The following is a 26,283-nucleotide window of genomic DNA, read 5'->3' as shown; positions in this document are numbered from 1 at the left end:
TTTCCAATGAGCCAGAGTCTCAGCCAGCTGCGTAAATTCGTTTCACCTGAAATCATCTTCGGTGCCGGCTGCCGGCACAACGTCGGCAATTGCGCCAAAACCTTTGGCGCCCGCAAGGTGCTGGTGGTCAGCGACCCCGGCGTGATTGCCGCCGGTTGGGTGGCCGATGTCGAGGCCAGCCTGCAAGCACAGGGCATCGAATATTTCCTCTACAGCGCGGTCTCGCCCAACCCTCGGGTCGAAGAAGTCATGCTCGGTGCCGATCTGTACCGGGAAAACCACTGCGATGTGATCGTCGCCGTGGGTGGCGGCAGCCCGATGGATTGCGGCAAAGGCATCGGCATCGTCGTCGCCCATGGGCGCAGCATCCTCGAGTTCGAGGGCGTGGACACCATTCGCGTGCCCAGCCCGCCACTGATCCTGATTCCGACCACTGCCGGGACTTCGGCTGACGTCTCGCAATTCGTGATCATCTCCAACCAGCAAGAACGCATGAAGTTCTCCATCGTCAGCAAAGCCGTGGTGCCGGACGTGTCGCTGATCGACCCGGAAACCACCCTGAGCATGGACCCGTTCCTGTCGGCCTGTACCGGCATCGATGCACTGGTGCATGCCATCGAAGCCTTTGTTTCCACCGGTCATGGGCCATTGACCGATCCCCACGCGCTGGAAGCTATGCGCCTGATCAACGGCAACCTGGTGCAAATGATCGCCAACCCGAACGACATCGCCCTGCGCGAGAAGATCATGCTCGGCAGCATGCAGGCCGGGCTGGCGTTTTCCAACGCGATCCTTGGCGCGGTGCACGCGATGTCCCACAGCCTCGGCGGCTTCCTCGATTTGCCCCATGGCTTGTGCAACGCGGTGCTGGTGGAACACGTGGTGGCGTTCAACTACAGCTCGGCGCCGGAGCGCTTCAAGGTGATCGCCGAGACCTTTGGCATCGATTGCCGCGGCCTCAATCACCGGCAGATTTGCGGGCGTCTGGTCGAACACCTGATCGCCCTCAAACACGCCATCGGCTTCCATGAAACCCTTGGTCTGCACGGGGTCAGCGTGGCGGACATTCCGTTCCTGTCGCAACACGCCATGCACGACCCGTGCATCCTCACCAATCCGCGCGAATCCAGTCAGCGTGATGTCGAGGTCGTCTATGGCGAAGCCCTCTGACGAGCATCAACGGGCGCTGGCCGGATTACTGGGATTAGGCAGCCATTCGGCGCGCAAGAGTCACTACCCGGAACTGGCCGCGCGCCTCGACGAACTGGAAGCCGAGCGCAACCGCTACAAATGGCTGTTCGAAAACGCCGTCCACGGGATCTTCCAGGCCAGCCTGCTGGAAGGCATGCGCGCTGCCAACCCGGCGCTGGCGCGGATGCTCGGCTACGACAATCCGCAGGAGGTGCTGTTTTCCCTGGCGGATCTGGCGAGCAATCTGTTTGTCGGGGGGGCACGGGAGCTGGCAAATATCGGCGAAATCCTCAGGCACCAGGGCAGCCTGCATGGCTATGAAACCCAGTTGCGACGCAAGGACGGCAGCAGCCTCGACGTGCTGATGAACCTGTTGCTCAAGCCCGATCAGGAAGGGCTGGTGGAAGGCTTTGTTGCTGACATCACCGAACGAAAACTCGCCCAACAGCGCCTGCAACAACTCAATGACGAACTGGAACAGCGGGTCACCGCGCGCACCGACGAATTACTCGAAGCCAATCGCAACCTGCAACAGCAGATCACCCAGCGTAAACAGATCACCGAGGCCTTGCGCGATGCGCGGGACGCCGCCGAAGCGGCCAATCGCAGCAAAGACAAATACCTCGCCGCCGCCAGCCACGACCTGCTGCAACCGCTGAACGCCGCGCGCTTGCTGATCTCGACCTTGCGCGAGCGCAAACTCCCCGATGTCGAGCAGGTGCTGGTCGAGCGCACTCACCAGGCTCTGGAAGGGGCTGAAGATTTGCTCACCGATCTGCTGGATATTTCCCGGCTCGATCAGGCGGCGGTCAAACCGGACGTCGCGCTGTATCGACTCGACGAATTGCTCGGGCCGTTGGTGTCGGAATTTCAGTCAGTGGCCGAGGCGGCCGGGTTGAACCTGCGGGTGCACGTGGGCGATTACGCCATCAGCACTGACTTGCGATTGATGACGCGAATCCTGCGTAATTTTCTCAGCAACGCCTGCCGCTACACCGATGAAGGCAGCATCCTGCTGGGGGCCAGACGCCGGGGCGAAATGTTGCGTCTGGAAGTCTGGGACACCGGGCGCGGTATCGCGGCGGATCGGCTGGATTCAATTTTTCTCGAATTCAACCAACTGGACGTCGGCCGCGCCGCCGACCGCAAAGGCGTGGGCCTGGGGCTGGCGATTGTCGAGCGCATCGCCAAGATTCTTGATTACCGGATTCAGGTTCATTCGCGGCCGGGACACGGTTCGATGTTCAGCATCGATGTGCCGATATCCCATGAGATTCCGCTACCGATCAGTCTGGCAGCGCCGCAACCTGGCGCCGGCAACCCCTTGCCGGGCCGACGCTTGCTGGTGCTGGATAACGAAGTGAGCATTCTCGAAAGCATGAGCGCGTTGCTCGGGCAGTGGGGTTGCGAAGTGGTCACGGCCACGGATGAAGCCTCGGCGTTGACGGCCTTGCAGGGGCAAGCACCGGAGCTGATTCTGGCGGACTACCACCTCGATCACGGGGTGGTGGGGTGTGAGGTGGTCCGGCATTTGCGCGAGCATTTTGGTCAGACGACTCCAGCGGTCATCATCACCGCAGACCGCACCGACCAGTGTCGGCGCTCGTTGCAAAGACTCGACGCACCGCTGCTGAACAAACCGGTAAAACCCGGAAAATTGCGCGCGGTGTTGAGTCAGATGCTGGGCTAGTTGAGCTGGCGATAGTGCAGGCTGAAGCCGAGTTCGACGGATTGACCCTGCTCCAGCAAACGCAGCCCCGGGCGACCCGGCAGGTGATGAGCGTTGACCGGGTGGCTCACCGGTTCGATGCAGAAAAACTCCAGGCCCACCGGGCAGTACAGCAGGTAGTAATCGCTGCCGGTGGCATGGCATTCCAGTTCATAACCCAGGTCGGGTTGGCGGATCAGGCAATGGCCGTCCCATTCGCAGAAACCGTTGTCGACCAGGGTGTCGGGCAAGTCTTTGAGCGACTGAAAATCCCATGCGGCAGGCAATTCGCTGAGTTGTGTCGGCAGTTTTGACGTGTCGCATAACCAGACCTGCCGGGCCTTTGCCTGCAACTGTGTGCCTGCGGTTCGTGGCAGATACGGATGGAGTCCCAGGCCATGCCAAGCGGCGCGTTCGGCCAGGTGAGTGACGTGCAAATCGATGCTCAGCTTGCCCTCGCTCAGATGGAAACGTTGCCGGGCGCGATAGGCGAAGGGCGTTGTGCTGTCGAGTTGCAGGACGACTTCATTACTTGAATGGGAAACTACTTGCCAGGGCTGTTGCCAGGCGCTGCCGTGAATCGGCAGGGGATCGGTGAGGCTGTTGGCTGTCAGCGCCAGCCAGCCATCGGGACATTCAAAGCCGCCTTGGGCAATGCGATTGGACCAGGGCACCAAGGGAAAGCAGCCGAGTTTACCCGGCAGGCCGGTGTTCAGCGCGTGAGTATCGGCGTGGCGCAACAGCGGCTGCCCGGTGCTGCGCACGGTCCAGTTGACGATGCTCGCACCGAGTTCCGGGGCGAGGGTGAGGTGGGTGAGTTCGTCTTCAAGTTCGAGGCGTATTAACGTCATATCTGTTGAGCTCTAATGGATGAACACCGATGTGCCCTGCGTGTGCCCCTCGTTTGACGGAGGGGCCACTTGTTACAACACCAAATGCGGCAACCACAGCGACAACGCCGGAATATAGGTCACGGCCAACAGCACCAAAAACAGCACGCCATAGAACGGTAGCAGGGCTTTCACGGTGCTTTCGATACTGACCTTGCCCACTGCCGACCCCACGAACAGCACCGCACCCACCGGCGGTGTTATCAAACCAATCCCCAGGTTCACCAGCATGATCATGCCGAACTGCACCGGGTCCACGCCAATGCCCAGAATCACCGGCATTAGAATCGGCGTCAGGATCAGGATCAGCGGCGCCATGTCCATCACCGTGCCGAGCAACAGCAACATGACGTTGATGCACATCAGGATCACGTAACGGTTGTCCGACAGGGTCAGGAACATCGTGGTGATCTTCGACGGGATCTGCATCAGCGTCATGATGTAGCCGAAACTGGCGGCGAAGCCGATCAGGATCATCACGATCGAAATCGTCCGCACCGTGCGGTGCATCAGTTTCGGCAGCTCGCTCCACTTGTAGTCGCGGTAGATGAACATGGTCACGAAGAACGACCACAGTACCGCGATGGCCGCCGATTCGGTGGCGGTGAAGATACCCGAGAGAATGCCGCCGAGAATGATGACCATCGCCATCAAGCCCCACAGCGCTTCCCCGCAGATTTTCAGCGCCTGGCGCATGGGAATGACTTCGCCCTTGGGGTAGTTGCGCTTTCTGGCGAAGATCAGGCACAGCACCATCAGGCACGCGCTCATCAACAGCCCCGGCACTACACCGGCCATGAACAGCGACGCGATCGACACCGTGCCGCCAGCGGCCAGCGAGTAGAGCACCGAGTTGTGGCTGGGCGGGGTCAAAAGGGCTTGAACCGAGCCGCTGACAGTGACAGCTGTCGCGAAGTCACGCGGGTAGCCACGGCGTTCCATTTCCGGGATCAGTACCGAACCGACCGACGCGGTGTCAGCTACCGAGGAACCGGAAATCGCGCCAAAGAACGTCGAGGCCATGATGTTGACCAGCGACAACCCGCCACGGACGAACCCGACCAAAACGCCAGCAAACGCCACCAGCCGCCGGGACATTCCGCCCTCGGCCATGATCGCGCCCGCGAGTACGAAAAACGGAATAGCCAGCAAAGAGAATTTGTTCACACCTCCAGCGACCTGAATCATCAGCGCCTGGAACGGGATGTCAATCCACCACGCCCCGATCAGGGCAGAAAGGCCCAGGGCGTAGGCGACCGGCATGCCGATCATGATCAAAGCGATAAAACTGCCGAGCAAAATCAGAGCATCCATTTAGGCGGCACCTTCGCTTTCTTCAACCAGGTCGAAACGCACGACCCGACGGTTGCTCTGATCACCGAGCAAGAGTTTTTCCAGGACAAAAATGAGCGTCAGCAAACCGCCCACGGGGATCGGCATATAAGTGATGCCCACGCGCAGGGTGGGCAGGGCGCTCATGAACTGGTTCCAGGTCGACAGGCAGAGCTTGGTGCCCCAGATCGTCATGAACAGGCAGATCGTTGCCATCAACAGTTGCGACACGATGCTCATGATCTGGCGCAGTTGGGGCGTCATGCGGTCGGTCAGCATGGCCACTGCCATGTGCGCACCGGCGCGATAACTGGCCGCGGCACCGATGAAGGTAAACACCATCATCAGCAAAATGGCGGTGGGCTCCGGCCAGCTGGAGCCGGTGCCGAGCACGTAGCGGGCGAAAACACCCCAGGGAATGATTAACGCAATGGCCAGAACGGAGAGCCCGGCGACCCAGATACAGGTCATGTAGATTTTGTCGTTGATGCGCAGCAGCAGATTCTTCATCGGGTTCCACCGTAACCGGGAGCGCGCTGACATACACCACCGTCAGCGGCGCCGGGCCTTTCATGAATGCAGGGAGGGTTACTGAACGGCTTCGATGCGCTTGATCAGGTCGGCGTAAGGCGCGCCATATTTTTCGCGGATCGAGGCGGTTGCCTCATAGAAAGGTTTCCTGTCGACGGTGATGAACTCGACGCCAGCGGCCTTGAGTTTTTCTTCGCTGCTGGCCGATTTTGCGTCCCAGAGGATGCGTTCTTGCGCCTGTGCGGCTTTGGCGGTTTTCTTCACCAGGACTTGCTGCTCGGGGGTGAGTTTCTCCCAGGTGATTTTCGACATCACGATCGGCTCGGGCAGGATCAAGTGCCCGGTCAGGCTGTAGAACTTGGCGTTCTGGTAGTGGTTGTGTTCGAGCAGGGTCGGCGGGTTGTTTTCCGCGCCGTCGATCACCCCGGTCTGCAAGGCGCTGAAGATCTCGCCGGTGTCCATCGCAATGCCGTTACCGCCCATGGCGTTGATGGTTTCGATAAACATCGGGTTGCCTTGCACGCGGATTTTCATGCCCTTGAGGTCTTCAAGTTTGCGCACCGGTTTTTTGGTGTAGATGTTGCGTGTACCACCGTCCATCCAGGCCAGAGCCACCAGGCCGAATTCGGAGTGGGTAATTTTGTCGAGGATCGCGTCGCCAACGTCGCCGTCGATGACTTTGCGCATGTGCGCCTGGTCACGGAACACGAACGGCATGTTGAACACATTCACGTCTGGTACCACGGGGCCAACGATGCCGAGACTGACGCGAGCCATCTGGATGGCGCCAACCTGCATCTGTTCGATCACTTCTTTTTCCGAGCCGAGCACGCCACCAGCGAACATTTTGAAGGTCAGTGCGCCGTTACTGTCGGCCACCAGGGTCTTGCCCAGTTGTTCTTCCGCCACCACGGTCGGATAACCGGCCGGATGGATATCGGCGTATTTCACTTCCAGCGCTTGAGCGGCACTGCTGAGGGTGAAGGCCAAGGGGAGTGCAGCGGCGAGCAAGGTGCGTTTGAAGTGCATGAGGTTGTCTCCAATGTTGTTATTTTTTTTGTATTCAATGCGCAGCGGTGCAGCAGAAGCGGGTGGAGCTAGTGGTTGAAAAGAGGTTCCGGCAACCCTTTGACGCCGGGGTCGAGGGCGAACACCCCGCCAGCCAATGACTGTTCGTCATGGTCGTCACCGGGGCGGATCGAGGTCACAAACAGCGTGTCCAGTCGGCTGCCACCGAAGGCGCACATGGTCGGTTTTTTCACCGGTACGGCGAGGGAACGGTCCAGCCGGCCATCGGGGGTAAAACGGTGAATCAATCCGGCGTCGTTGGCGCAAATCCAGTAGCAGCCTTCGGCATCAACCGCTGCGCCGTCGGGACGACCTGGGAACTGATTCATGTCGACAAATAGTCGGCGATTGGACGGTGTGCCGCTGTCGATGTCGTAATCAAAGGCCCAGATTTGCTGGACCAGCGGATGGGAGTCAGACAGGTACATCGTCCGCCCGTCCGGGCTGAAACCCAGGCCGTTGGGCACGATGAATCCGCTGAGTTGCGCATCGATCGGTCCGCGTTGACCGGCGCTGTAGCGGTAAAGCGTACCGTCGGCAGCATTGGCGCCCATGTTCAGCACCATGCTGCCGGCCCAGAAGCGTCCCTGACGATCGCAGCGCCCATCATTCAAGCGCATATCAGTGCGGGCGTGTTTGACCGGCGCCAGAAGGTTGCTGTCGAGGCTGCCGTCGTTATGCGGGTGAAGATGGAAGAACCCGCTTTCCATCCCGGCAACCCAACTGCCGTCGCTTTGGCGGGCAATGCAGGCGAGCATCTGCGGAGCGGTCCAAGAATGGACATGGCCGGTTTCGGCGCTCCAGCGCTGAAGTCCACCGGCAGGAATATCAACCCAATACAGGGCGTTTTCCTCGGGGACCCAGACCGGGCTTTCACCGACTGCGTTGCGGGCATCGACAATCAATTCAGCTTGCATGGCAACTCATTCCCTTGGTTTTTTGTAGTTGGGATCAAGTGAATACGCGGTTCAGTCGCCGAACGGGCCAACTGCCACAAACGCGCCACCCTGGTAAACCATGGCCGGGTCATCAGCGGCCGGCATTGGCTGGGCTTCGACTTTTTCGCGGAACACTTCGGAGCTGTCCTGTGGTGCGTAACCCAGGCTTGTGGCGTAGCGGTTGTCCCACCAGACGTTCTTGTTGTCGGACGCACCGTAGACCACGGTGTGGCCGACGTTCGGGGTGTACAACGCGCACTCGATCAATTGGGTCAGGTCACCGAAGCTCAACCAGGTGCTCATCATTCGGCGGTTTTGCGGTTCCGGGAAAGAAGAGCCGATGCGAATACTGACGGTCTCGATGCCGTAGCGATCGAAGTAGAAACTGGCCGTGTCTTCGCCGTAGCACTTGGACAAACCGTAATAGCTGTCCGGGCGGCGAGGGGAGTGGGCGTCGATGACTTCGTCCTGTTTGTAGAAGCCGATCACATGATTGGAGCTGGCGAAAATCACGCGTTTCACGCCATGCCGGCGAGCGGCTTCGTAAATGTGGAATACGCCGCAGATGTTGGCGCCGAGAATGTCTTCGAACGAGTGCTCCGTCGACACGCCGCCGAAGTGCAGGATCGCGTCCACGCCTTCCACCAGTTGATGCACCGCTTGCTTGTCTGCCAGGTCGCAGTGCATGACTTCTTCGCGATCATCAAGGGCGGGGGTGATGTCGGCGATGTCCGACAGGCGAACCACATTAGCGTAAGGGCGCAGGCTTTCGCGCAAGACTTTGCCGAGGCCACCGGCGGCACCGGTCAGAAGCAAACGATTGAAAGGGGCGCGGGCTGTTGGAGTGGTCATTTTGAAAGTCCCTGCACAAGCAGTTGTTGTTATTGAGTTCGTTGTAAGTTGTCGTACGACTTGGTCGGAGTATCGTTAAGCTTTCCTGTTCTTGTCAACGCGTCATCGTTTGAAATTGACGGAGGGTCGTCCCAGGCTCAATTCGACCAACCGCTGAAATAGATCGCTGTGATAACGATCTATCAGCAGGGTGGATAAATGCCTTACAGCAACGAGATCGGGTAGTTGATGATGATGCGGTTTTCGTCAAATTCGTTGGTGCTGAAATCCTTGCGGATGCTCGCGTTGCGCCATTTGACGTTGAGGTTCTTCAGCACGCCGCTTTGCACGGTGTAAGCCAGTTCCGATTCGCGGCCCCATTCCTTACCGTCGGTGATAGTGCCGGTGTGCACGTTATCGCCGCTGATGTAGCGGTTCATCATCGTCAGGCCGGGAATGCCGAGCACCACAAAGTTGTAGTCGTGGCGCAACTGCCAGGATTTTTCCTTGGCGTTGTCGTAGCTGGAGTTGTAACTGTCGTTGGCCAGAGTGCCGCCGCTGGTGCCGTTGACCCGCATCCAGGCATCGTCGCCGCTGAGTTTTTGCAGGCCGACAAAGAAGGTGCTACCACCGTATTTGGCCGAAAGCATGGCGAATGCGGTTTTGTTGTCCAGGTCGCCCGCCAGGGCGCTGCCGTCTTCCTTGCCAATGAAGTAGCCGAGGTTGGCGCCGAGGGTCCAGTCGCCAATGGGTTGGCTGTGGCTCAGGTTGAAGTACTGCTGCTGATAAATGTCGCTGAGTTCCGAGTACCAGACACCGACCTGGGTACGCTTGTCGTTGAACGCATACTCGCCGCCGCCGAAGTTGAAACGGTCGGAGGTGAGGGCCGCCGATTTGCCGTTCATGAACATGTCTTCCATGCTCCCGTCGTTGCGTGGGCTGTTGCCCTGGAACTGGCCGCCGTAGAGTGTCAAGCCGCTGATCTCGCTGGACGTTACCTGGCCACCCTGGAAGGTTTGCGGCAGGGATCGGCCGTCGTCGGAACGCAGGACCGGCAGCACCGGCATCCATTCGCCGACCTTCAATTCGGTTTTCGAAATTTTGCCTTTCAGCGCCACACCCAGACGCCCGTAATTGTCGGCAGGGCGGCCATCGTCGTGAATCGGCAGCAACCCAGTACCCCCGGTGCCTTTACCACCGTCGAGCTTTTGCGAGTACAGCCCCAGCACGTCCATACCAAAGCCGACGGTGCCTTGGGTAAACCCGGACTTGGCATCAAGGATGAAGTTTTGCGTCCACTCTTCAGCCTTGCCCTGCGGGTAGGCCGGGTTGGTGAAGTTGCGATTGATGTAGAAGTTGCGCAGGTTCAGCGTGGCCTTGGCGTCATCGACGAACCCTTCGGCGTTGCTGGTCATAGGTAAGGCGAGGGCCAGGCTGCTGCAACTTATCAGGCTCAGGGCATGACGGCGTGCGAAGGCGGATTGAGGGGTGCAGGCGGATGAATTGCGGACGAGCTTGCTCACTGTGACGCTCCCTTGTTTTCTTTGTTGTTTTTATTTTTTGTCGTACGTCGTCGTACAACATTGGGGCGATTATTTGCGAGGATTTCAGGGAATGTCAATCAGAAGTTATACGATGACTTGATGACTTTGGTCGTAGGTGGTTGGACCTGTGGGAGTGGGCATGTTCGCGAAGGCGGTCTGTCAGTCAACCAATGTGTTGAATGTGACGCCGCTTTCGCGAGCAAGCCCGCTTCCACATTGGATGGTGTTTTAGCCAGTTATCATCGGCGGCATGGTGCCGAGTAAAGAAACGGCTGCTACGGCACCCATCCCCAGCATCCACTCCAGGATCACGCTGGTTTTCAGCGTCGCCAGCCGCTGCTCGCAATCATTGATCCGCAGCCGGTTGAACAGCGCCAACCCCAGCATCATGACCACCAGAACAACCTTGATCAGCAGGATGAAGGCAAAACCGGACAGTAACGGCGTCGGCCAGAACGCCCCGGTGAGCACCCGCACGTTGATCAAACCGCTCAGCAGCAGTCCCGCGACCAGTCCATAACCGACGCCGCTGAAGCGTTGCAATATTGCGCTCACGGGTTGCCCCGCAGGTTGCCGAAGGATCATCACCAACAGCATCAGGCCGCCGAGCCACGCGCCGACGCAGATCAGGTGAACGATTTGATTGAGGATCAACAATTGGCCGCTGAGCCCGTCGAGCATGGCGCCGTGACCGACCGGGGCCAACGTGGCCACCAGCAGGCCGCTCAGGGTTATTCGCAAGGGCAGGTTGGACCGTAGGGGAGTCAGCAGCAGCGTCACGAGCAAAACATTCAGCAGCAAATGCCAGCTCCAGACCTGGCCGAAAAATGTCTTGCGCAACACGAGCCGCAGTGTCGAGGGATCGAACGCCGCGTCCCAGGAACCGGCCATGCTGGCGGTGATCAGTAGCAGCCAACCCACGCCGCTGACCAGCGCGACGGCCGCGAGCCATGGAGCCACACGGGCCAGTCGCCGATCCAGTGCCGGGTCTCGGCCTGACAAGAGGGGCCGGAAGACCCAGGCTCCGAACAGCATCAGCACCACGGTGAAATGCAGGAAGCGGCACAGCACCATCGCGCTCGTCATGAATTACTGGCCAACCTTGAAGCTGTAGGCGCCTTCGCTTTTGTGGGTATCGACCGACACCGCGTGCCACTCGACTTTGTAGGCACCTGCCGCCAACGGTGCGGCCGGGGTAACGACTAGGGTCTTCTTGTCGCTGCCTTCGGTGGCCAGGCTTTTCACCGGCACATCGGCACCGTCCTTGCTGATCGAGACCTTGGTGAAGGTCGCTTCAACACCTTCGGAAAACACCAGGCGCAGTTCCGACGGCGCACTCACGGTGCTGTCGGCGGCCGGGGTCTGACTTTTCAGATGAGCATGGGCGAACACCGACGTGGCGGCGAACAGCGAGCCGAGCAGGGCGGCAGTGGTCAGGGTTTTCTTGAGCAGCATCGTGGATACCTCAGAGGCAGGTTCGAAGAAGTGCACAGTTTAGCTGCACGAAGTCGGTATACGAAGTTTCGTTTTCCCCTGTCGCCGCGACGTAGAGCGGATGCTAGTCTTGACCCATGCTGTTGTCAGGGAGCCCTCATGGGCAATCACAAGATCGAGATTCGTCGCAGTAACGTCGAGAAAATTCTGTTGGGAGCCGAAAAGGTTTTCGCCGAAAAAGGTTTTGGCAGCACCGCCATGGCCGACATCGCCGCCGAAGTGCAGCTGCCACGCTCCAATCTGCATTACTACTTCAGCACCAAGAGCGAGCTGTACAGCGCGGTGCTGTTGGGTTTGCTGGAAGTGTGGAAGCAGGACGCGTTGTGCTTCGAAATGTTCGACGACCCGCGCGTGGTGCTCAGCAGCTACATTCGCGCCAAGATGAACCACTCTCGCAGCCGGCCTTACGGTTCGAAAGTCTGGGCCAACGAAATCATCCACGGCGCACCGACCCTGGGTGAGAGGCTGGACGTGAGCCTGTATGACTGGGCGAAGATGAAAGAGGCAAAAATCCGCCAGTGGGTGGACGACAAACGCATCCTGCCGGTGGAGCCTTCGAGCCTGCTGTACATGATCTGGGCCTCGACCCAGCATTACGCTGACTTCGATCACCAGGTGAATATTCTGAACGACCATCAGCCGCTGTCGGACATGCAGTTCGAGCGGGCGGTGCAGACGGTGACCAGTGTGATCTTGCGCGGGATTGGGTTGGAGCCGTGAGCTTTGCGGTGAGGCGGCTGGCCCCATCGCGGGCAAGCCCGCGATGGCGGCAGTTCAGGCGCTGCTGAGTTCAGGGAGCGACATGGTAGGGATTCCTCGGATCATGATTCCAGTCCAGAAACGGCTTGCCCGTGTCCATCGGCACCATCTCGATACAATCTTGCACCGGGCAGGTGATCTGGCACAAATTGCAGCCCACGCACTCATCATCGATCACTTCATATTTGTGCGTGCCGTCCGCCTGCTTGAGGCTGGCAACCGCCTGGTGCGACGTATCTTCACACGCGATATGGCAGCGACCGCAACCGATGCAGGCCTCCTGGTCAATCCTGGCAATCACCTGATAGTTGATGTCCAGGTACTTCCAGTCCGTGGTGTTGCCCACCGCACGCCCGGAAAACTCTGACACGCTGGCATAGCCCTGACTGTCCATCCAGCGTGACAAACCGTCCTTCATCTCTTCGACAATCCGGAATCCGTGCAGCATCGCCGCCGTGCACACCTGCACCGAGCCGCTGCCCAGCGCAATGAATTCCGCTGCATCGCGCCAGGTGCCAATGCCGCCAATGCCGGAGATCGGCAGTCCCTGAGTCTGAGGGTCGCGGGCGATTTCGGCGACCATGTTCAGTGCAATCGGCTTGACCGCCGAACCGCAATAACCGCCGTGAGTGCTTTGGCTGCCGACGGCGGGATTGGCGACCATGTGCTCCAGATTGACGCTGGTGATCGAGTTGATGGTGTTGATCAGCGACACCGCATCGGCACCGCCACGGTGGGCCGCGCGGGCGGCGACGCGAATGTCGGTGATGTTCGGCGTGAGCTTGACGATCACCGGTAGCGAGCAATAGGTCTTGCACCAGCGGGTCACTTGTTCGACGTACTCCGGCACCTGGCCGACCGCTGCGCCCATGCCGCGTTCCGGCATGCCATGCGGGCAGCCAAAGTTCAGTTCGATGCCGTCGGCACCGGTCGCTTCCACCAGCGGCAGGATGAATTTCCAGGATTCTTCGACGCAGGGCACCATCAGCGAAACGATCAGCGCGCGGTCCGGCCAGTCCTTTTTGACCTGGGTGATTTCCCGCAAGTTGATTTCCAGCGAGCGATCGGTAATCAGCTCGATGTTATTGAAGCCCACCACTTCGCGGTTGGCGCCGAAGTGCGCCGAGTAACGCGACGAGACGTTGACTGCCGCCGGGTCTTCACCCAGGGTTTTCCAGACGACGCCACCCCAGCCGGCCTCGAAGGCGCGGACCACGTTGTAGGCCTTGTCGGTGGGCGGCGCGGACGCCAGCCAGAATGGATTGGGGGCTTTGATGCCGGCGAAGACAATCGAGAGATCGGCCATTTACGCAGCCTCCACGTTGAGCATGAGGTGGGCGTTAATGGCCTCGGCGGCCCGTTTACCGTGTTGCACTGCCTGCACGGTAAGGTCCTGATCAAGGCTGGTGCAGTCGCCGCCGGCATACACGCCGGGGATGCTGGTACGCAGGTTTTCGTCCACCTGAATCCGGTCACCCTGACGCTTGAGCTCACGGGCCAGCGGATCGGCGAGGGCGCTTGCATCGAACGCTTGGCCGATGGCTTTGAAGATCGCGTCGGCGGCCAGTTCGAAGGTTTCTCCGGTGGTTTGCAGGCGACCTTCCATCAGTTGCGTGCGGGCGAACCGCATACCGCGCACCTGGCCGTTCTCATCGAGCAGCACTTCTTCGGGTTGAGCCCAGGTCAACAGCCGTACCTGATTGGCCTTGGCGATATCCTGTTCATGGCCGGTGGCGCCCATTTCCTCGACACCGCGGCGGTACACCAGATTGACATCGCGAGCCCCGAGGCGAGCCATTTGCACGGCCATGTCGATGGCCGTGTTACCGGCGCCGAGGACGATGCAGTGATCCGCCAGGGGCAGTTGAGTCAGGTCATCAGCCTGGCGCAGTTCACGGATGTAGTCGGTGGCGGCCAGCAAACCGGGTGCATCCTCGTGCGACAGGCCAAGTTGTTTGCTCGCAGCCAGACCGAGGCCCAGGAACACCGCGTCGAATTGCTGATGCAGTTCGCTGAGGGTCAGGTTCTCGCCGAGTTTCTGCCCGTGGCGGATTTCAATTCCGCCGATTTCCAGCAAGAAATCCAGTTCCTTTTGCGCGTAATCGTCCACCAGTTTGTACTTGGCGATCCCGTATTCGTTGAGTCCGCCCGCCTTTTCCCGTGCCTCGAAAATCACCACGTCATGGCCGTGCATGGCGCTGCGGTGAGCGCAAGACAACCCAGCCGGGCCGGCACCGACCACAGCGATGCGCTTGCCGGTTGAAGCGGCCCGCGTGAAGGGGTGTTCGAGAAAGTGTGCGTTGTCCACCGCATATCGCTGCAACAGGCCAATCAACACCGGTGCGCATTCGTGGGCGTTGTTGCGCACGCAGGCTTGCTGGCACAGGATTTCTGTCGGGCAAACCCGGGCGCAACTGCCGCCGAGGATGTTCGCCGAGAGGATTTTCTGCGCGGCGCCCTGCACGTTTTCCTGATGGATATTGCGGATGAACGATGGAATATCGATCTCGCTCGGACAGGCATTCACACACGGCGCGTCGTAGCAGTACAGGCAGCGCGAGGCTTCCAGATGCGCCTGACGCTCGTTGAGTGGCGGTGCCAGATCGGTGAAATGGCTGGCGAGGGCGGCCGCATTCTCGTACGGATGCGGGAGATGGTTCAGGGTCTTGATCACGGTGTTGGCCTCACGGTTATTTGAGGTACTGCCTCTGATGGGCATTGGTTTTTGTGTTGCCTGTGCCGACGCCATCGCGGGCAAGCCACTCCCCCACATTTGGAATGCGTTTTCCTGTGGGAGCGGGCTTGCCCGCGATGGCCGAAGGCCTCGATCTCAGCGTTTCACTGCAGTCGGCTTATTCATCTCAGCCCGCTTGCTCAGCAAATCAAACACCGCCGGATACGCCGGCCGCTCGATGTACCGACCCGCACCACGTTCGGCGCGCAAATCACCATCAGCCCAAACCACCCGACCCTGACTGACGGTATGACTTGGAACACCGCGCACGGTCTTGCCTTCAAAGATGTTGAAGTCGACCTGCTGGTGATGCGTTTTCGCTGAAATTGTCCGCGTGCGCTCCGGATCCCACAGCACCAGATCCGCATCCGACCCGACGCGAATCGCACCTTTGCGTGGGTAGAGGTTGAAGATCTTCGCGGTGTTGGTGGAGGTCAGCGCCACGAAGTGTTGCATCGATAAGCGGCCCGTGTTCACACCTTCATCCCAGAGCACGGCCATGCGGTCCTCGATACCGGCGGTTCCGTTCGGAATCTTGCTGAAATCATCACGGCCGGCGGCTTTTTGCTCGGCGCAGAAGCAGCAGTGGTCGGTCGCAGTGGTGTGCAGGTTGCCCGATTGCAACCCGTGCCAAAGTGCTTCTTGATGGCCACGAGGACGGAAGGGCGGGCTCATCACGTAACCGGCGGCAGTCTGCCAGTCCGGGTGTTGGTAGACGCTGTCGTCCAGCAGCAGATGCCCGGCCAGTACTTCACCGTAGACTTGTTGCCCCTTGCTGCGGGCATAGGTGATTTCGTCGAGAGCTTCTTTGGTCGAGACATGTACCAGGTACAGCGGCGTGCCCAATGTTTCGGCAATACGGATCGCGCGGCTCGCTGCTTCGCCTTCCACCTGCGAAGGTCGTGACAACGGATGAGCTTCAGGACCGGTCATGCCTTGGGCCATCAACTTACGTTGCAGGTGATAAACCAGTTCGCCGTTTTCAGCGTGTACGGTCGGCACGGCGCCCAGTTCCAGACAGCGTTCGAAACTCGCTACCAGCGTGTCATCGGCCGCCATGATCGCGTTCTTGTAGGCCATGAAGTGCTTGAAGCTGTTGACCCCGTGATGGCTGACCAATTCGGCCATTTCCTCGCGGACCTGCTCGCTCCACCAGGTGATCGCTACGTGGAAACCGTAATCCGATGCCGACTTCTCGGCCCAGCCGCGCCACTGATGAAACGCTTCCATCAAGGACTGCTGTGGATTGGGAATCACGAAGTCGATGATCGACGTAGTGCCACCGGCCAGACCTGCCGCGGTGCCGCTGAAAAAATCTTCGCTGGCCACGGTGCCCATGAAGGGTAGTTGCATGTGCGTGTGCGGATCGATGCCGCCAGGCATCAGGTATTGGCCGCTGCCGTCGAGCACTTCGGCACTGGCGGGAACATCAAGGTTTTCACCGATAGCCTTGATCACGCCGTCGGCGCAATAGACGTCGGCACGATAACTTTCATCATGGGTAATAACGGTGGCACCACGGATCAACAGAGACATTCCGAGTTCCTCGCAGGCAATGACCGACTTGTGCCGGTTCTAAATGTTTTATATGAAGCTGACGCAAACAGGTGTATTCCTGTCAACGCTGTCAGGAATAGAAGCTAGTCTGAGATCAGGGAATGAGCAAGAAAATATTTATAAGCTTATATTTGTTTTAAATATATGAAATATAACGAAATAAGTTAGAAATCACCAAAACGGTGAGCCCTCTCACCATTTTGACTCACTTGACAGGTTCTAAAAATAGACGAGATTTCTTATGTGAAATCAGCCGCTTGAGGATGGTCTATGGTTGATGCGCAACTTTGAAAAAAAGTGCAGTGCACCAGATTGAGTCCTGACTGTTCGGACAACTTGCCTTACATTCGGCCTGAGTGAGCAGACAAGTAACCGGGGATTCGATAGTTGAATAAATAAGCTGATAAACATCAGTGGTTTACAAAGTTTTTATGGCACTGCCCAATGCGCCAGCGGGGCTCCGGCACGTTTATTGATGCCGCCGCTGACACCTTGGCCGGCCCGTAAAAGTTGTCAGTTCCTCCGGCCATCGTCCGGCTGCGCTCTCGGCGCCAGCCCCTGATGAGCAAAAATAATCAAAAGAACAGTGGAGTGGCCATGCAACAGATCAGATCGCAAGTGACCGAGCGCGACGGCTTGTTTGAGCTCGAAGCCGGCAGCGACGTCCTCGACAGTCCCCGTTACAACCACGACATGGCACCCACCAAGGTGCGCGAACGAACCTGGAACAAATGGCACATCACCGCCTTGTGGGTCGGCATGTCGATCTGCGTGCCGACCTACACCCTCGGCGGGGTGCTCACCGCCTATTTCGGCTTGAGCGTTGGCGAAGCGCTGCTGGCGATACTGTTCGCCAACATCATTGTGCTGATCCCCCTGACCCTGAATGCCTTCCCCGGCACCAAGTACGGTATTCCGTTTCCGGTGTTGCTGCGTTCGTCATTCGGCATTCTCGGCTCCAACATTCCCTGTTTGATCCGCGCCTTGGTGGCGTGTGGCTGGTTCGGCATCCAGACGATGTTCGGCGGGCTGGCCATTCACCTGTTTCTGGGCTCGGTGTTCGAAGGCTGGAAGTCCCTTGGCGGTACCGGTGAAGTCATCGGTTTCATGGTGTTCTGGGTATTGAATCTATGGGTGGTGATTCGTGGCGCCGAGTCGATCAAATGGTTGGAAACGCTCTCTGCACCGCTGTTGGTGCTGGTGGGTGTGGGGCTGCTGGTTTGGGCGATGCCAAATGTGTCGATGACCGAGTTGATGGCGATTCCGGCCAAGCGTCCCGAAGGCGCCAGCGTGGTCAGTTACTTCGCCGCCGGGCTGACCGCCATGGTCGGGTTCTGGGCGACGTTGTCGTTGAACATCCCGGACTTCAGCCGCTACGCGAAAAGCCAGAAGGACCAGATTGTCGGGCAGATCATCGGCTTGCCGCTGACCATGTTCCTGTTTGCTGCGCTCGGCGTCGTCATGACCGCCGCGTCAGTGAAGCTGGTGGGCGTCAGCGTGTCCGATCCGGTCACCCTGATCGGCCATATCCAGAGCCCGGTCTGGGTAGCCCTGGCCATGGCGCTGATCATCATTGCCACGTTGTCCACCAACACGGCGGCCAACATCGTATCGCCGACCAATGACTTCCAGAATATCGCCCCCAAAGTCATCAACCGCACCAAAGCGGTGATGTTGACGGGATTGGTGGGGTTGGTGCTGATGGGCCATGAACTGCTGAAAAAACTTGGGCTGATCGTCTCTGATGTCAGCCTGGAAACGGTCTATTCCAATTGGCTGCTCGGTTATTCCAGCCTGCTGGGACCGATCGCCGGGATCATGGTGGTGGACTATTTCCTGATCAAGAAACAGCAACTTGACCTGGCCGGTCTTTATCGCGATGACGTGTATCCGGCGTGGAACTGGTTCGGCTTCATCGCGTTTGGTGTGCCGGTGGTATTGACGCTGTTGTCCTTGGGCAGCGATGCCTTCAGCTGGTTCTACAGCTACGGCTGGTTCACCGGCTCGGCGTTGGGCGGGCTGATTTATTACGGGTTGTGCTCAATGCGCCCCAGCCCGTCCGTAGCGAAAACTGCGGTTTAAGGAGTGATCGTTCCCACGCTTTGCGTGGGAATGCAGCCCGGGACGCTCCGCGTCCCAGAAGCGGACGCAGAGCGTCCACGGATGAATTCCCACGCAGAGCGTGGGAACTATCAGAAGAACAACCGAGGAGATCATCATGAACGCTGCCGTAGACGTTCTGCAGTCCACCCATCAGCACATCAACCGCGACCGCCTGTGGCAGTCGCTCATGGAACTGGCCAAGCTCGGCGCGACGGTCAAGGGTGGTGTCTGCCGCCTGGCTCTGACCGACCTCGACCGTCAGGCCCGGGACATTTTCGTCAACTGGTGCGAGGAGGCCGGTTGCACCGTCAGTATCGACGCTGTCGGCAACATCTTCGCCCGTCGCCCCGGTCGCAACCCGAACCTGCCACCGGTGATGACCGGCAGCCACATCGACACCCAGCCCACGGGCGGCAAATTCGACGGCTGCTTCGGCGTACTGGCCGGGGTCGAAGTACTGCGCACCCTCAATGACCTCGGCGTAGAAACCGAAGCACCGCTGGAAGTGGTGGTCTGGACCAACGAAGAAGGTTCACGCTTCGCCCCGTGCATGATGGGCTCCGGCGTATTCGCGGAAAAATTCACCCTCGAAGAAACCCTGGCCAAGGTCGATGCCGAAGGCGTCTCCGTCGGTGAAGCGCTGAACGCCATTGGTTACGCCGGCCCGCGAGCCGTCAGCGGTCATGCGGTCGGCGCCTATTTCGAGGCACACATCGAACAAGGGCCGATCCTCGAAGACGAACACAAAACCATCGGCGTGGTGATGGGCGCGCTCGGCCAGAAATGGTTCGACCTGAAATTGCGCGGCGTCGAGGCCCATGCCGGCCCAACCCCAATGCACCTGCGCAAGGATGCCCTGGTCGGCGCCTCGATCATCGTCGGCGCCGTCAACCGCGCCGCTCTCGGCCATCAACCCCACGCCTGCGGCACCGTCGGCTGCCTGCAAGCCTATCCCGGCTCGCGCAACGTCATCCCCGGCGAAGCGCGCATGACCCTGGACTTCCGGCACCTGGAACCGGCACGCCTGGACTCGATGATCGCCGAAGTCCGCGAAGTCATAGAAACCACCTGCCACGCGCACGGCCTGACCTTTGAACTGACTCCCACTGCTGATTTCCCGCCGCTGTACTTCGACAAAGGCTGCGTCGAAGCGGTACGCGATGCGGCTCAGGGACTGGGCCTGACGCACATGGACATCGTCAGCGGGGCAGGGCACGACGCAATCTTCCTCGCCGAACTTGGCCCGGCCGGGATGATCTTCGTACCGTGCGAAGGCGGCATCAGCCACAACGAAATCGAAAACGCCGCGCCGGATGATCTGGCGGCCGGGTGTGCGGTGTTGTTGCGGGCAATGCTGGCGGCGTCGGCGGCGATTGCCAGCGGTCAATTGGCGGCTTGAAATGTCTGGCGTGCGCTGAGAAAACAGCGCACGTCACAAAGCCGAATTCTCAATCGTCATCCTGTTGAATCCCTCAAACACCTGATCCACTTGCGGGCTTCGCAGATCAACCAATGCGGTTTCTGCGTGAAAATGCACACCCGCGAAGCCCGTGAAGCCAACGAGACCAACGAACGTCTCGATCGCCTGATCGTCTGGCGCCACGTCAGTGATTTCACCAGCGCCGAACGTGCCGCCCTGGCCTGGACCGATCAACTACTGAGCGCTTTCCACCGCGCCATCACCAGCGGCTCTACCACCACCCTGACCGTGATGCTGGCTCAAGAGATATCAACGGCGCTCAAGGGGTAATCATCAAGGCTGACGGCGTTATCACGGCATCGATGACCTTTGGCTTTGACGAAGCAAGGCAGGTGAGCCGGATTTTCATCATGCGCAATCCGGAGAAATTGGCGGGGTTGCAGGATGCGTAGGACATGCAGTAACCCGGTGCGCCATCACACAGGCGGTTTGCACTATCCCAACCCCCCGCGGTCGACATCTTCACAGGGCGGCGCATGAATGCGCCGCCGCATGTGTGGAGATCCAATGAGCCAGGAAGTCCTGACCACCGAAACCAATCGCCGTCAGTTGCAGCAGATCATCGCCGGTCTGTCCGACGGGGTGATTTTGCTGGAACTCGACCAGACCATCCTCTGGGCCAATGACGCTGCGCTGGCCATGCACGGTGTCGGACAGGTCAGCGACCTGGGAACCAATACCGGCGAGTACGCCAAGCGCTTCATCCTGCGTTATCGCAACAATCACCCGGTCGCGGCCAACAATTATCCGATCAATCGCGTCGCCCGCGGTGAGACCTTCAGTGATGTGCTGGTTGAATTAACCCCGGTCGACGATAAAGAGCGCACTTGGGTCCACAGCGTGCGCAGCATGGTGTTGGCCGATAGTCGTGGTGAGCCGGAATCGCTGGTGCTGATCATGGACGATGTCACCGAGTGGGCCAGTGCCGAGCAGCGTTTCGAGAAGACCTTCAACGCCAACCCCGCACCGGCCGTGATCTGTCGCCTCAGCGATTTGCGCTACATCAAAGTCAACCCGGGCTTTCTGGAAATGACCGGTTATGCACGGGATCAGGTGATCGGCTGTTCGACCTACGAATTGGACGTGCTGGAGGGGGCTGAAAACAAAGACCTGGCCAAGCAGCGTTTGCGCGAAGGGGTCACCATTCCGCAAATGCAGGCGGGGCTGCAATTGTGCGGCGGTGGTAGCAAGCAGGTGATTGTCGCCGGCCAGCCCCTCGAGCTCAACGACGAGCCGTGCATGTTGTTTTCCTTTGTCGACGTGGAGCCTCGGCATAAGGCCGAAGTCGCCCTGCGCCAGAGCGAGGAACGTTTCGCCAAGGCTTTCCGACTGACCCCGGTACCGATCCTGGTGTGCAACGCCGACGATCAGGTGGTGATGGACGTCAATGAGGCCTTTCTCGACACGCTGGGGTATCCCAGTGAAGAAGTGCTTGGCAAAACCGTGACGCAGATCGATTTTATCGATGACAACGGCGCTCGCACGCGGCTGTTTGCAGCGCTGGAAAAAACCGGCAGCGTGGATCGTGTCGACGTCCGGGTGCGTAAAAAAGACGCCGGGCTGATCGATTGCGCGGTCTCGGCCGACACCGTGAACATTCAGGACAATCCCTGCTATCTGCTGGTGTTTATGGACATTACCGAGCGAAAACGCACGGAGCTGGAGTTGGTGTCGGCGATCGAAGAGGTGATGAAAGACGCCTCGTGGTTCAGCCGCACGCTCATCGAAAAGCTCGCTAACGTGAAGAACGTCAACTCACCACAGTTGCCCAGTGTGTCGTTCACCGACCTGACCGCCCGCGAGCGCGATGTGTTGGGGCTGATCTGCGAAGGCCTGGCCGACAAGGAAATTGCCGCGCGGCTGAAACTGGCGCCCAACACGGTGCGCAATCATGTATCGACGGTGTATTCCAAGCTTGATGTCCACAGTCGCAGTGAGGCGATTGTCTGGGCGCGCGAGCGAGGTTTGTTCTCCAGCGAACGATGGCCCAAGGGCCAACGGTAAGGTGCAAATGCACTAACCAGGATGGTGCAAATTCATGTGTTGGCCGGGTACGGCAGTTTCTAATCTGTAAGGGTGCGATACAGGTCTTCGGGCCGCAATCGTCTCCCCTTCGAAACAGCTAAAGGAACAGCCACATGGGCCCCGAACACATCACGAATGCATTTTATTCTGCGTTGCTGCGAGGGTGAGTCGAATGATTTATCTGGCGCAATTGCGTATGCAACTGGAACGCAGTTTTTCACCGTTGGCCTGTGATTGCAGTGTGACGGGCGATAACTCGTTGACGGTGAAACTCTATCATCCGGTATCAGGGCAAGTAGATCTGGTGGTCAGTGGGTTGAGCGCGGCAACACTCAGGACGCCGGAAGCGGTGACGGCGCTGATTGAAGAACTGCGTTATGAGCTTGAGAGCAATACGTTACATCGTCCTGAGATTTCCTAGGAACTGCCGGGTTTTGCCAGCGGTCGTATCAGAAGTACGAGAGTAGTTTCTGTGACCGGTCCGCGAACTAGCGGTGTGGTTGTCGGGTCGCGGAAATGTGTCGATCACTTACCGCGGGTCAACCGATGAAAATTCTTGGGATACGCGCTTTTGCTCCACTGTCGTTCGCTCTGTGCGCTGCAATTTTGGGTGGTTGCGCCAGTCCGCCGCCGCCCCCTCCCGCCGCACCGCCTCCACCTCCTGTACGTACCTGCCAGACCACTGAGAACGTCGATGTGCAAGGCGATATGAGGGCGGACGGGCAGGTGACTCGGGAAACGACGCTGACGCGTTGCGTCACGCAGTAAGCACCCATTTGTTTGTGTGTACCGCCGGCGGCACTGCGCTGCTGGCGGGGACCACCCGGGTGGCGCTCAAACTTCCTCGATCCTGACCCACCGCGATTCCTGCGCTGCCAGGCGAATCGCCGTCGCCAGGCGTTCGACTTCCCATGCCTGTTCGAAATCCGTCCCTTCCTGACCGACCCCGGCCAAAGCCATCACCAGATCATGGACTTCCAGCGTCTTGAGTTCGTTGTACCCCAATTGGTGTCCTGGCGCCGGGCTGAACGCTGCGTACCCCGGCAAGTTCGGCCCCGCCAGCAAGCATTGGAAGCCGTCCTGCCCGGCGCGATATAAACGCAGTTCATTCAAGCGTTCCTGATCGAACGCCAACGTCCCCCGAGTGCCGCTGATTTCAAAGCTCAGATGGTTCTTGTAACCGTGTTTGAGCCAGCTGCTGCTGAACGTCCCACGGGCACCGTTAGCAAACCGCAACAGGGCGTGGACCTGATCGTCGACCGCGATGTTGCGTTGCTCCTGGCTGCCAGCCGTCGCAGGACGTTGCCCGTGGACAGTCTGGGTATCGGCGCACACGGCTTCGATATCACCAACCAAATGACGCGCCATCGCCAAAAGGTGGCTGCCCAGATCGGCCAAAGCGCCGCCGGCATGTTCGGCATCGCAGCGCCAGGACCACGGCGAAGCAGGATCGGCCATGAAGTCTTCGCTGAATTCACCCTGGAAACTGATGATCTGTCCCAGTTCGCCGTTTTGAATCAGCTCCCGGGCCAGCCCGATCATTGGGTTGTGCTGATAGTTGTAACCCACCCGCGTCACCACACCCGCCGCTTTAGCCGCCAGGCGCATGGCATTGGCCTGTTCCAGGCTTACCGCCAAGGGTTTCTCGCAGTACACCGGTTTGCCGGCGGCGAGAGCGGCCATGGCCATGGGGTAGTGCAAATGATTGGGCGTGGTGATGGCGATCAGATTGACCTTGGGGTCATCGATCAGTTTTTGCCAGTCGCTGTGAGCGGTGTCGAAACCCCAGGTATCAGCGCAGTGCCGGGCGCGCTGCGGGTCGGCGTCGGCCAAGGCTGCGAGTTTGAGCTTCAGGGGCAGTTCGAAAACCGCGCTGACATTGCGAAACGCCAGGGCATGAGCGCGGCCCATGAAGCCTGTGCCAATGAGTCCGATACCGAGTTCGCGCATAGCCGGGTCCTTTTTGGAATTTTGTTTTCAGGATGGCTATTTATGGAATAAATATTCGTTAATTGCAAATTATAGAATTGAATTTCTTTATAGTTGATCGTTCCCACGCAGAGCGTGGGAACGATCGACAGGGGGGGCGGGGACAGAATAAAAAAGGCAGCCCTGAGGCGCCCTGAGGCTGCCTTTCTTTCATCTGCAAGAACAGGTCAGGACAGGAACCCCCCATCCACATTCAACGAAACCCCAGTCGTATAGCTCGACGCATCACTCGCCAGATACAACACAGCCCCCGCCATTTCACTCGGGTCCGCCACACGTTTAAGCGGAATCTGCTGCAACGCGGTATTCAGAATCGCTTCGTTCTTCACCAGCGCCGAAGCAAACTTGGTGTCGGTCAGGCCCGGCAGCAGGGCATTACAACGGATACCGAACTGCGCGCATTCCTTGGCAAAGACTTTGGTCATGTTGATCACGGCGGCCTTGGTCACCGAGTAGATGCCCTGGAAGATCCCCGGCGAGATGCCATTGATCGAGGCGACGTTGATGATGCTGCCGCCGCCGTTTTCGCGCATCAGCTTGCCGGCTTCAACCGACATGAAGAAGTAGCCGCGAATGTTCACGTCGACGGTTTTCTGGAAGGCGCTGAGGTCAGTGTCCAGTACGTTGCAGAACTGCGGATTGGTCGCTGCGTTGTTGACCAGGATGTCCAGGCGCCCGAACTGTTCGCGGATGCCGGCGAACACTTGAGTGATCTGATCCATTTCACCGATGTGGCAGGCAACGGCGGTGGCTTTGCCGCCGGCGGCGATGATCGCGTCGGCCACGTGTTGGCAGCCGTCGAGTTTGCGACTCGAGACGATCACGTGGGCGCCTTGCTGGGCCAGCAGTTTGGCGATGGCTTCACCGATGCCGCGGCTGGCACCAGACACGAATGCGATTTTGCCGTCGAGGTCGAACAACTGAGTCTTGGACATGGGTTTTCCTTGTTGTTGGGGGCCAGTGGCGCGATCAGAGGCTGGATTTCGAGATGACCTGCAGGCTCATTTGCTCCAGCAGTTTGTTCATGTGAATGAACTGCGCAAAGCGTTTGTCCTGGGTCTGACCATGGAAAAAGCGGTAGTAAATCTGCTGCACGATGCCGGCGAGGCGGAACAGGCCGTAGGTGTAGTAGAAGTCGAAATTGTCGATCTGGATGCCTGAGCGCTCGGCGTAATAATCGACAAACTCGCGGCGGGTCAGCATGCCCGGGGCGTGGCTTGGTTGACGGCGCATCAGTTGCACCGGTGCCGGGTCGTCGGCTTCGATCCAGTAGGCGAGGGTGTTGCCCAGGTCCATCAGCGGGTCGCCAAGGGTGGTCAGCTCCCAGTCGAGCACGCCGATGATCTGCATCGGGTTATTCGGGTCGAGGATCACGTTGTCGAAGCGATAGTCGTTGTGGACGATGCTGGAAGTCGGGTGATCGGCCGGCATTTTGTCGTTGAGCCAGGCTTTGACTGCTTCCCACTTCGGCGCATCGGGGGTCAGGGCTTTCTCGTAGCGATCGCTCCAACCTTTTATCTGCCGCGCGACATAGCCTTCGGGTTTCCCGAGGTCGCCCAGGCCATAGGCCTTGTAGTCGACCCGGTGCAGTTCAACAAATTTGTCGATGAAGCTCTTGCACAGGGCTTCGGTTTGCGCCGAATCCAGGCCCAGTTCCGGCGGCAGTTCGGAGCGCAGGATGATCCCGTTGACCCGTTCCATCACATAGAATTCGGCGCCGATCACCGATTCATCGGTGCAGTGCACATACGCTTTCGGACAGTACGGAAACCCATCACGGAGCTGATTGAGGATGCGAAACTCGCGACCCATGTCGTGGGCGGACTTGGCCTTGTGACCAAACGGTGGCCGACGCAGGACGAACTCCTGCTCGGGGTATTCCAGCAAGTAGGTGAGGTTAGACGCACCGCCCGGGAACTGGCTGATCTGCGGCAAACCACTCAGGCCCGGAATGTGGGCCTTGAGGTACGGATCGATCAGGCTGGCATCGAGTTCTTCACCGGTGCGGATACGGGTGGACTGGTCAGTAAGCGCCATGCTTATCCCTTCTGCTTATTCTGGAGGCCTGAGACTATTGGCTAATCTAATGCGCACACCCGACACCCACAA

The 26,283-nt window shown here is 59.1% G+C and carries 22 protein-coding genes and 1 pseudogene; 8 read left to right on the top strand and 15 right to left on the bottom strand.

All coding sequences use genetic code 11. From position 1 onward, the window contains the following. Positions 1-6 precede the first annotated feature (6 nt). Positions 7-1,170, top strand: coding sequence for an alcohol dehydrogenase-like regulatory protein ErcA (ercA, locus tag FQ185_RS01165; protein WP_149415845.1), 1,164 nt, complete (start codon positions 7-9; stop codon positions 1,168-1,170). Further along, positions 1,154-2,881, top strand: a complete 1,728-nt coding sequence (locus FQ185_RS01160; protein ID WP_149415844.1) for a NahK/ErcS family hybrid sensor histidine kinase/response regulator — start codon at positions 1,154-1,156, stop codon at positions 2,879-2,881. The genes ercA and FQ185_RS01160 overlap by 17 nt, the downstream gene beginning before the upstream one ends. Here the strand turns inward: FQ185_RS01160 and FQ185_RS01155 are convergent. The 9 genes from FQ185_RS01155 to copC form a co-directional block, all read right to left on the bottom strand. Beyond that, on the bottom strand, positions 2,878-3,750 hold the full coding sequence (locus FQ185_RS01155; protein ID WP_149415843.1) for an aldose 1-epimerase: 873 nt from the start codon (positions 3,748-3,750) through the stop codon (positions 2,878-2,880). The two genes, FQ185_RS01160 and FQ185_RS01155, sit on opposite strands and share 4 nt — an antisense overlap. A gap of 72 nt (positions 3,751-3,822) precedes the next feature. Further along, complete coding sequence (locus FQ185_RS01150) at positions 3,823-5,103, bottom strand: TRAP transporter large permease (protein WP_149415842.1); 1,281 nt, start codon at positions 5,101-5,103, stop codon at positions 3,823-3,825. Beyond that, on the bottom strand, positions 5,104-5,631 hold the full coding sequence (locus FQ185_RS01145; protein WP_149415841.1) for a TRAP transporter small permease: 528 nt from the start codon (positions 5,629-5,631) through the stop codon (positions 5,104-5,106). A 78-nt stretch (positions 5,632-5,709) separates the two neighbouring features. After that, a complete protein-coding gene (locus tag FQ185_RS01140; protein ID WP_149415840.1) occupies positions 5,710-6,681 on the bottom strand; it encodes a TRAP transporter substrate-binding protein in 972 nt (323 codons plus the stop codon). Between the two features lie 68 nt (positions 6,682-6,749). Further along, on the bottom strand, positions 6,750-7,637 hold the full coding sequence (locus FQ185_RS01135; RefSeq protein ID WP_149415839.1) for an SMP-30/gluconolactonase/LRE family protein: 888 nt from the start codon (positions 7,635-7,637) through the stop codon (positions 6,750-6,752). A 51-nt stretch (positions 7,638-7,688) separates the two neighbouring features. Continuing rightward, positions 7,689-8,510 carry an NAD(P)-dependent oxidoreductase gene (locus tag FQ185_RS01130; protein ID WP_149415838.1) on the bottom strand — a complete coding sequence of 274 codons (822 nt, stop codon included), beginning with the start codon at positions 8,508-8,510 and terminating at the stop codon, positions 7,689-7,691. Positions 8,511-8,713: 203 nt separating this feature from the next. Then, entirely contained in the window at positions 8,714-10,012 is a 1,299-nt protein-coding gene (locus tag FQ185_RS01125; RefSeq protein WP_149415837.1) for an OprD family porin, read from the bottom strand. Positions 10,013-10,261: 249 nt separating this feature from the next. Further along, a complete protein-coding gene (gene copD, locus FQ185_RS01115) occupies positions 10,262-11,119 on the bottom strand; it encodes a copper homeostasis membrane protein CopD (RefSeq protein ID WP_149415836.1) in 858 nt (285 codons plus the stop codon). 3 nt (positions 11,120-11,122) lie between these two features. Then, positions 11,123-11,488, bottom strand: a complete 366-nt coding sequence (gene copC, locus FQ185_RS01110) for a copper homeostasis periplasmic binding protein CopC (protein ID WP_149415835.1) — start codon at positions 11,486-11,488, stop codon at positions 11,123-11,125. A 138-nt stretch (positions 11,489-11,626) separates the two neighbouring features. Here copC and FQ185_RS01105 point away from each other — a divergent pair, with 138 nt between their 5' ends. Continuing rightward, positions 11,627-12,247, top strand: coding sequence for a TetR/AcrR family transcriptional regulator (locus FQ185_RS01105; RefSeq protein ID WP_149415834.1), 621 nt, complete (start codon positions 11,627-11,629; stop codon positions 12,245-12,247). Positions 12,248-12,317: 70 nt separating this feature from the next. Here FQ185_RS01105 and preA read toward each other — a convergent pair whose 3' ends face one another. From preA to hydA, 3 genes are all read right to left on the bottom strand, one after another. Further along, a complete protein-coding gene (gene preA / locus FQ185_RS01100; RefSeq protein WP_149415833.1) occupies positions 12,318-13,592 on the bottom strand; it encodes an NAD-dependent dihydropyrimidine dehydrogenase subunit PreA in 1,275 nt (424 codons plus the stop codon). Continuing rightward, positions 13,593-14,960, bottom strand: coding sequence for an NAD(P)-dependent oxidoreductase (locus FQ185_RS01095; protein ID WP_149415832.1), 1,368 nt, complete (start codon positions 14,958-14,960; stop codon positions 13,593-13,595). Positions 14,961-15,116: 156 nt separating this feature from the next. Beyond that, positions 15,117-16,556: a dihydropyrimidinase gene (gene hydA / locus FQ185_RS01090; protein ID WP_149415831.1), complete on the bottom strand. Its 1,440-nt coding sequence runs from the start codon at positions 16,554-16,556 to the stop codon at positions 15,117-15,119. 618 nt (positions 16,557-17,174) lie between these two features. On the opposite strand from hydA, the gene FQ185_RS01085 reads away from it, so the two are divergent. The 5 genes and pseudogenes from FQ185_RS01085 (at position 17,175) to FQ185_RS01065 (ending at position 22,606) form a co-directional block, all read left to right on the top strand. Next, entirely contained in the window at positions 17,175-18,659 is a 1,485-nt protein-coding gene (locus tag FQ185_RS01085) for an NCS1 family nucleobase:cation symporter-1 (RefSeq protein WP_149415830.1), read from the top strand. Between the two features lie 136 nt (positions 18,660-18,795). Beyond that, on the top strand, positions 18,796-20,079 hold the full coding sequence (locus tag FQ185_RS01080; protein WP_149415829.1) for a Zn-dependent hydrolase: 1,284 nt from the start codon (positions 18,796-18,798) through the stop codon (positions 20,077-20,079). Positions 20,080-20,148: 69 nt separating this feature from the next. After that, positions 20,149-20,337, top strand: a pseudogene (locus FQ185_RS30835) (carboxymuconolactone decarboxylase family protein); the annotation flags it as partial. 330 nt (positions 20,338-20,667) lie between these two features. Continuing rightward, complete coding sequence (locus tag FQ185_RS01070) at positions 20,668-22,164, top strand: helix-turn-helix transcriptional regulator (RefSeq protein ID WP_149415827.1); 1,497 nt, start codon at positions 20,668-20,670, stop codon at positions 22,162-22,164. 193 nt (positions 22,165-22,357) lie between these two features. Continuing rightward, positions 22,358-22,606, top strand: coding sequence for a DUF1652 domain-containing protein (locus FQ185_RS01065; RefSeq protein ID WP_149415826.1), 249 nt, complete (start codon positions 22,358-22,360; stop codon positions 22,604-22,606). A gap of 413 nt (positions 22,607-23,019) precedes the next feature. Here FQ185_RS01065 and FQ185_RS01060 read toward each other — a convergent pair whose 3' ends face one another. From FQ185_RS01060 to FQ185_RS01050, 3 genes are all read right to left on the bottom strand, one after another. Further along, a complete protein-coding gene (locus tag FQ185_RS01060) occupies positions 23,020-24,135 on the bottom strand; it encodes a Gfo/Idh/MocA family protein (RefSeq protein WP_149415825.1) in 1,116 nt (371 codons plus the stop codon). Positions 24,136-24,341: 206 nt separating this feature from the next. Next, entirely contained in the window at positions 24,342-25,109 is a 768-nt protein-coding gene (locus FQ185_RS01055; protein ID WP_149415824.1) for an SDR family oxidoreductase, read from the bottom strand. A gap of 34 nt (positions 25,110-25,143) precedes the next feature. After that, positions 25,144-26,211 carry a phosphotransferase family protein gene (locus tag FQ185_RS01050; protein WP_149415823.1) on the bottom strand — a complete coding sequence of 356 codons (1,068 nt, stop codon included), beginning with the start codon at positions 26,209-26,211 and terminating at the stop codon, positions 25,144-25,146. Between the last annotated feature and the right edge of the window lie 72 nt (positions 26,212-26,283).

This window comes from Pseudomonas sp. ANT_H12B, from assembly GCF_008369325.1.
In the GTDB taxonomy this organism is placed as follows: domain Bacteria; phylum Pseudomonadota; class Gammaproteobacteria; order Pseudomonadales; family Pseudomonadaceae; genus Aquipseudomonas.
This window is presented reverse-complemented; position numbering and strand designations above follow the sequence as displayed.

What these genes read in the sequence shown, in the direction of transcription:
- ercA (WP_149415845.1), top strand. Translation starts at nt 7, where the DNA reads ATGAGCCAGAGTCTCAGCCAGCTGCGTAAATTCGTTTCACCTGAAATC.
- FQ185_RS01160 (WP_149415844.1), top strand. Translation starts at nt 1,154, where the DNA reads ATGGCGAAGCCCTCTGACGAGCATCAACGGGCGCTGGCCGGATTACTG.
- FQ185_RS01155 (WP_149415843.1), bottom strand. Translation starts at nt 3,750, where the DNA reads ATGACGTTAATACGCCTCGAACTTGAAGACGAACTCACCCACCTCACC.
- FQ185_RS01150 (WP_149415842.1), bottom strand. Translation starts at nt 5,103, where the DNA reads ATGGATGCTCTGATTTTGCTCGGCAGTTTTATCGCTTTGATCATGATC.
- FQ185_RS01145 (WP_149415841.1), bottom strand. Translation starts at nt 5,631, where the DNA reads ATGAAGAATCTGCTGCTGCGCATCAACGACAAAATCTACATGACCTGT.
- FQ185_RS01140 (WP_149415840.1), bottom strand. Translation starts at nt 6,681, where the DNA reads ATGCACTTCAAACGCACCTTGCTCGCCGCTGCACTCCCCTTGGCCTTC.
- FQ185_RS01135 (WP_149415839.1), bottom strand. Translation starts at nt 7,637, where the DNA reads ATGCAAGCTGAATTGATTGTCGATGCCCGCAACGCAGTCGGTGAAAGC.
- FQ185_RS01130 (WP_149415838.1), bottom strand. Translation starts at nt 8,510, where the DNA reads ATGACCACTCCAACAGCCCGCGCCCCTTTCAATCGTTTGCTTCTGACC.
- copD (WP_149415836.1), bottom strand. Translation starts at nt 11,119, where the DNA reads ATGACGAGCGCGATGGTGCTGTGCCGCTTCCTGCATTTCACCGTGGTG.
- copC (WP_149415835.1), bottom strand. Translation starts at nt 11,488, where the DNA reads ATGCTGCTCAAGAAAACCCTGACCACTGCCGCCCTGCTCGGCTCGCTG.
- FQ185_RS01105 (WP_149415834.1), top strand. Translation starts at nt 11,627, where the DNA reads ATGGGCAATCACAAGATCGAGATTCGTCGCAGTAACGTCGAGAAAATT.
- preA (WP_149415833.1), bottom strand. Translation starts at nt 13,592, where the DNA reads ATGGCCGATCTCTCGATTGTCTTCGCCGGCATCAAAGCCCCCAATCCA.
- hydA (WP_149415831.1), bottom strand. Translation starts at nt 16,556, where the DNA reads ATGTCTCTGTTGATCCGTGGTGCCACCGTTATTACCCATGATGAAAGT.
- FQ185_RS01085 (WP_149415830.1), top strand. Translation starts at nt 17,175, where the DNA reads ATGCAACAGATCAGATCGCAAGTGACCGAGCGCGACGGCTTGTTTGAG.
- FQ185_RS01080 (WP_149415829.1), top strand. Translation starts at nt 18,796, where the DNA reads ATGAACGCTGCCGTAGACGTTCTGCAGTCCACCCATCAGCACATCAAC.
- FQ185_RS01070 (WP_149415827.1), top strand. Translation starts at nt 20,668, where the DNA reads ATGAGCCAGGAAGTCCTGACCACCGAAACCAATCGCCGTCAGTTGCAG.
- FQ185_RS01065 (WP_149415826.1), top strand. Translation starts at nt 22,358, where the DNA reads ATGATTTATCTGGCGCAATTGCGTATGCAACTGGAACGCAGTTTTTCA.
- FQ185_RS01060 (WP_149415825.1), bottom strand. Translation starts at nt 24,135, where the DNA reads ATGCGCGAACTCGGTATCGGACTCATTGGCACAGGCTTCATGGGCCGC.
- FQ185_RS01055 (WP_149415824.1), bottom strand. Translation starts at nt 25,109, where the DNA reads ATGTCCAAGACTCAGTTGTTCGACCTCGACGGCAAAATCGCATTCGTG.
- FQ185_RS01050 (WP_149415823.1), bottom strand. Translation starts at nt 26,211, where the DNA reads ATGGCGCTTACTGACCAGTCCACCCGTATCCGCACCGGTGAAGAACTC.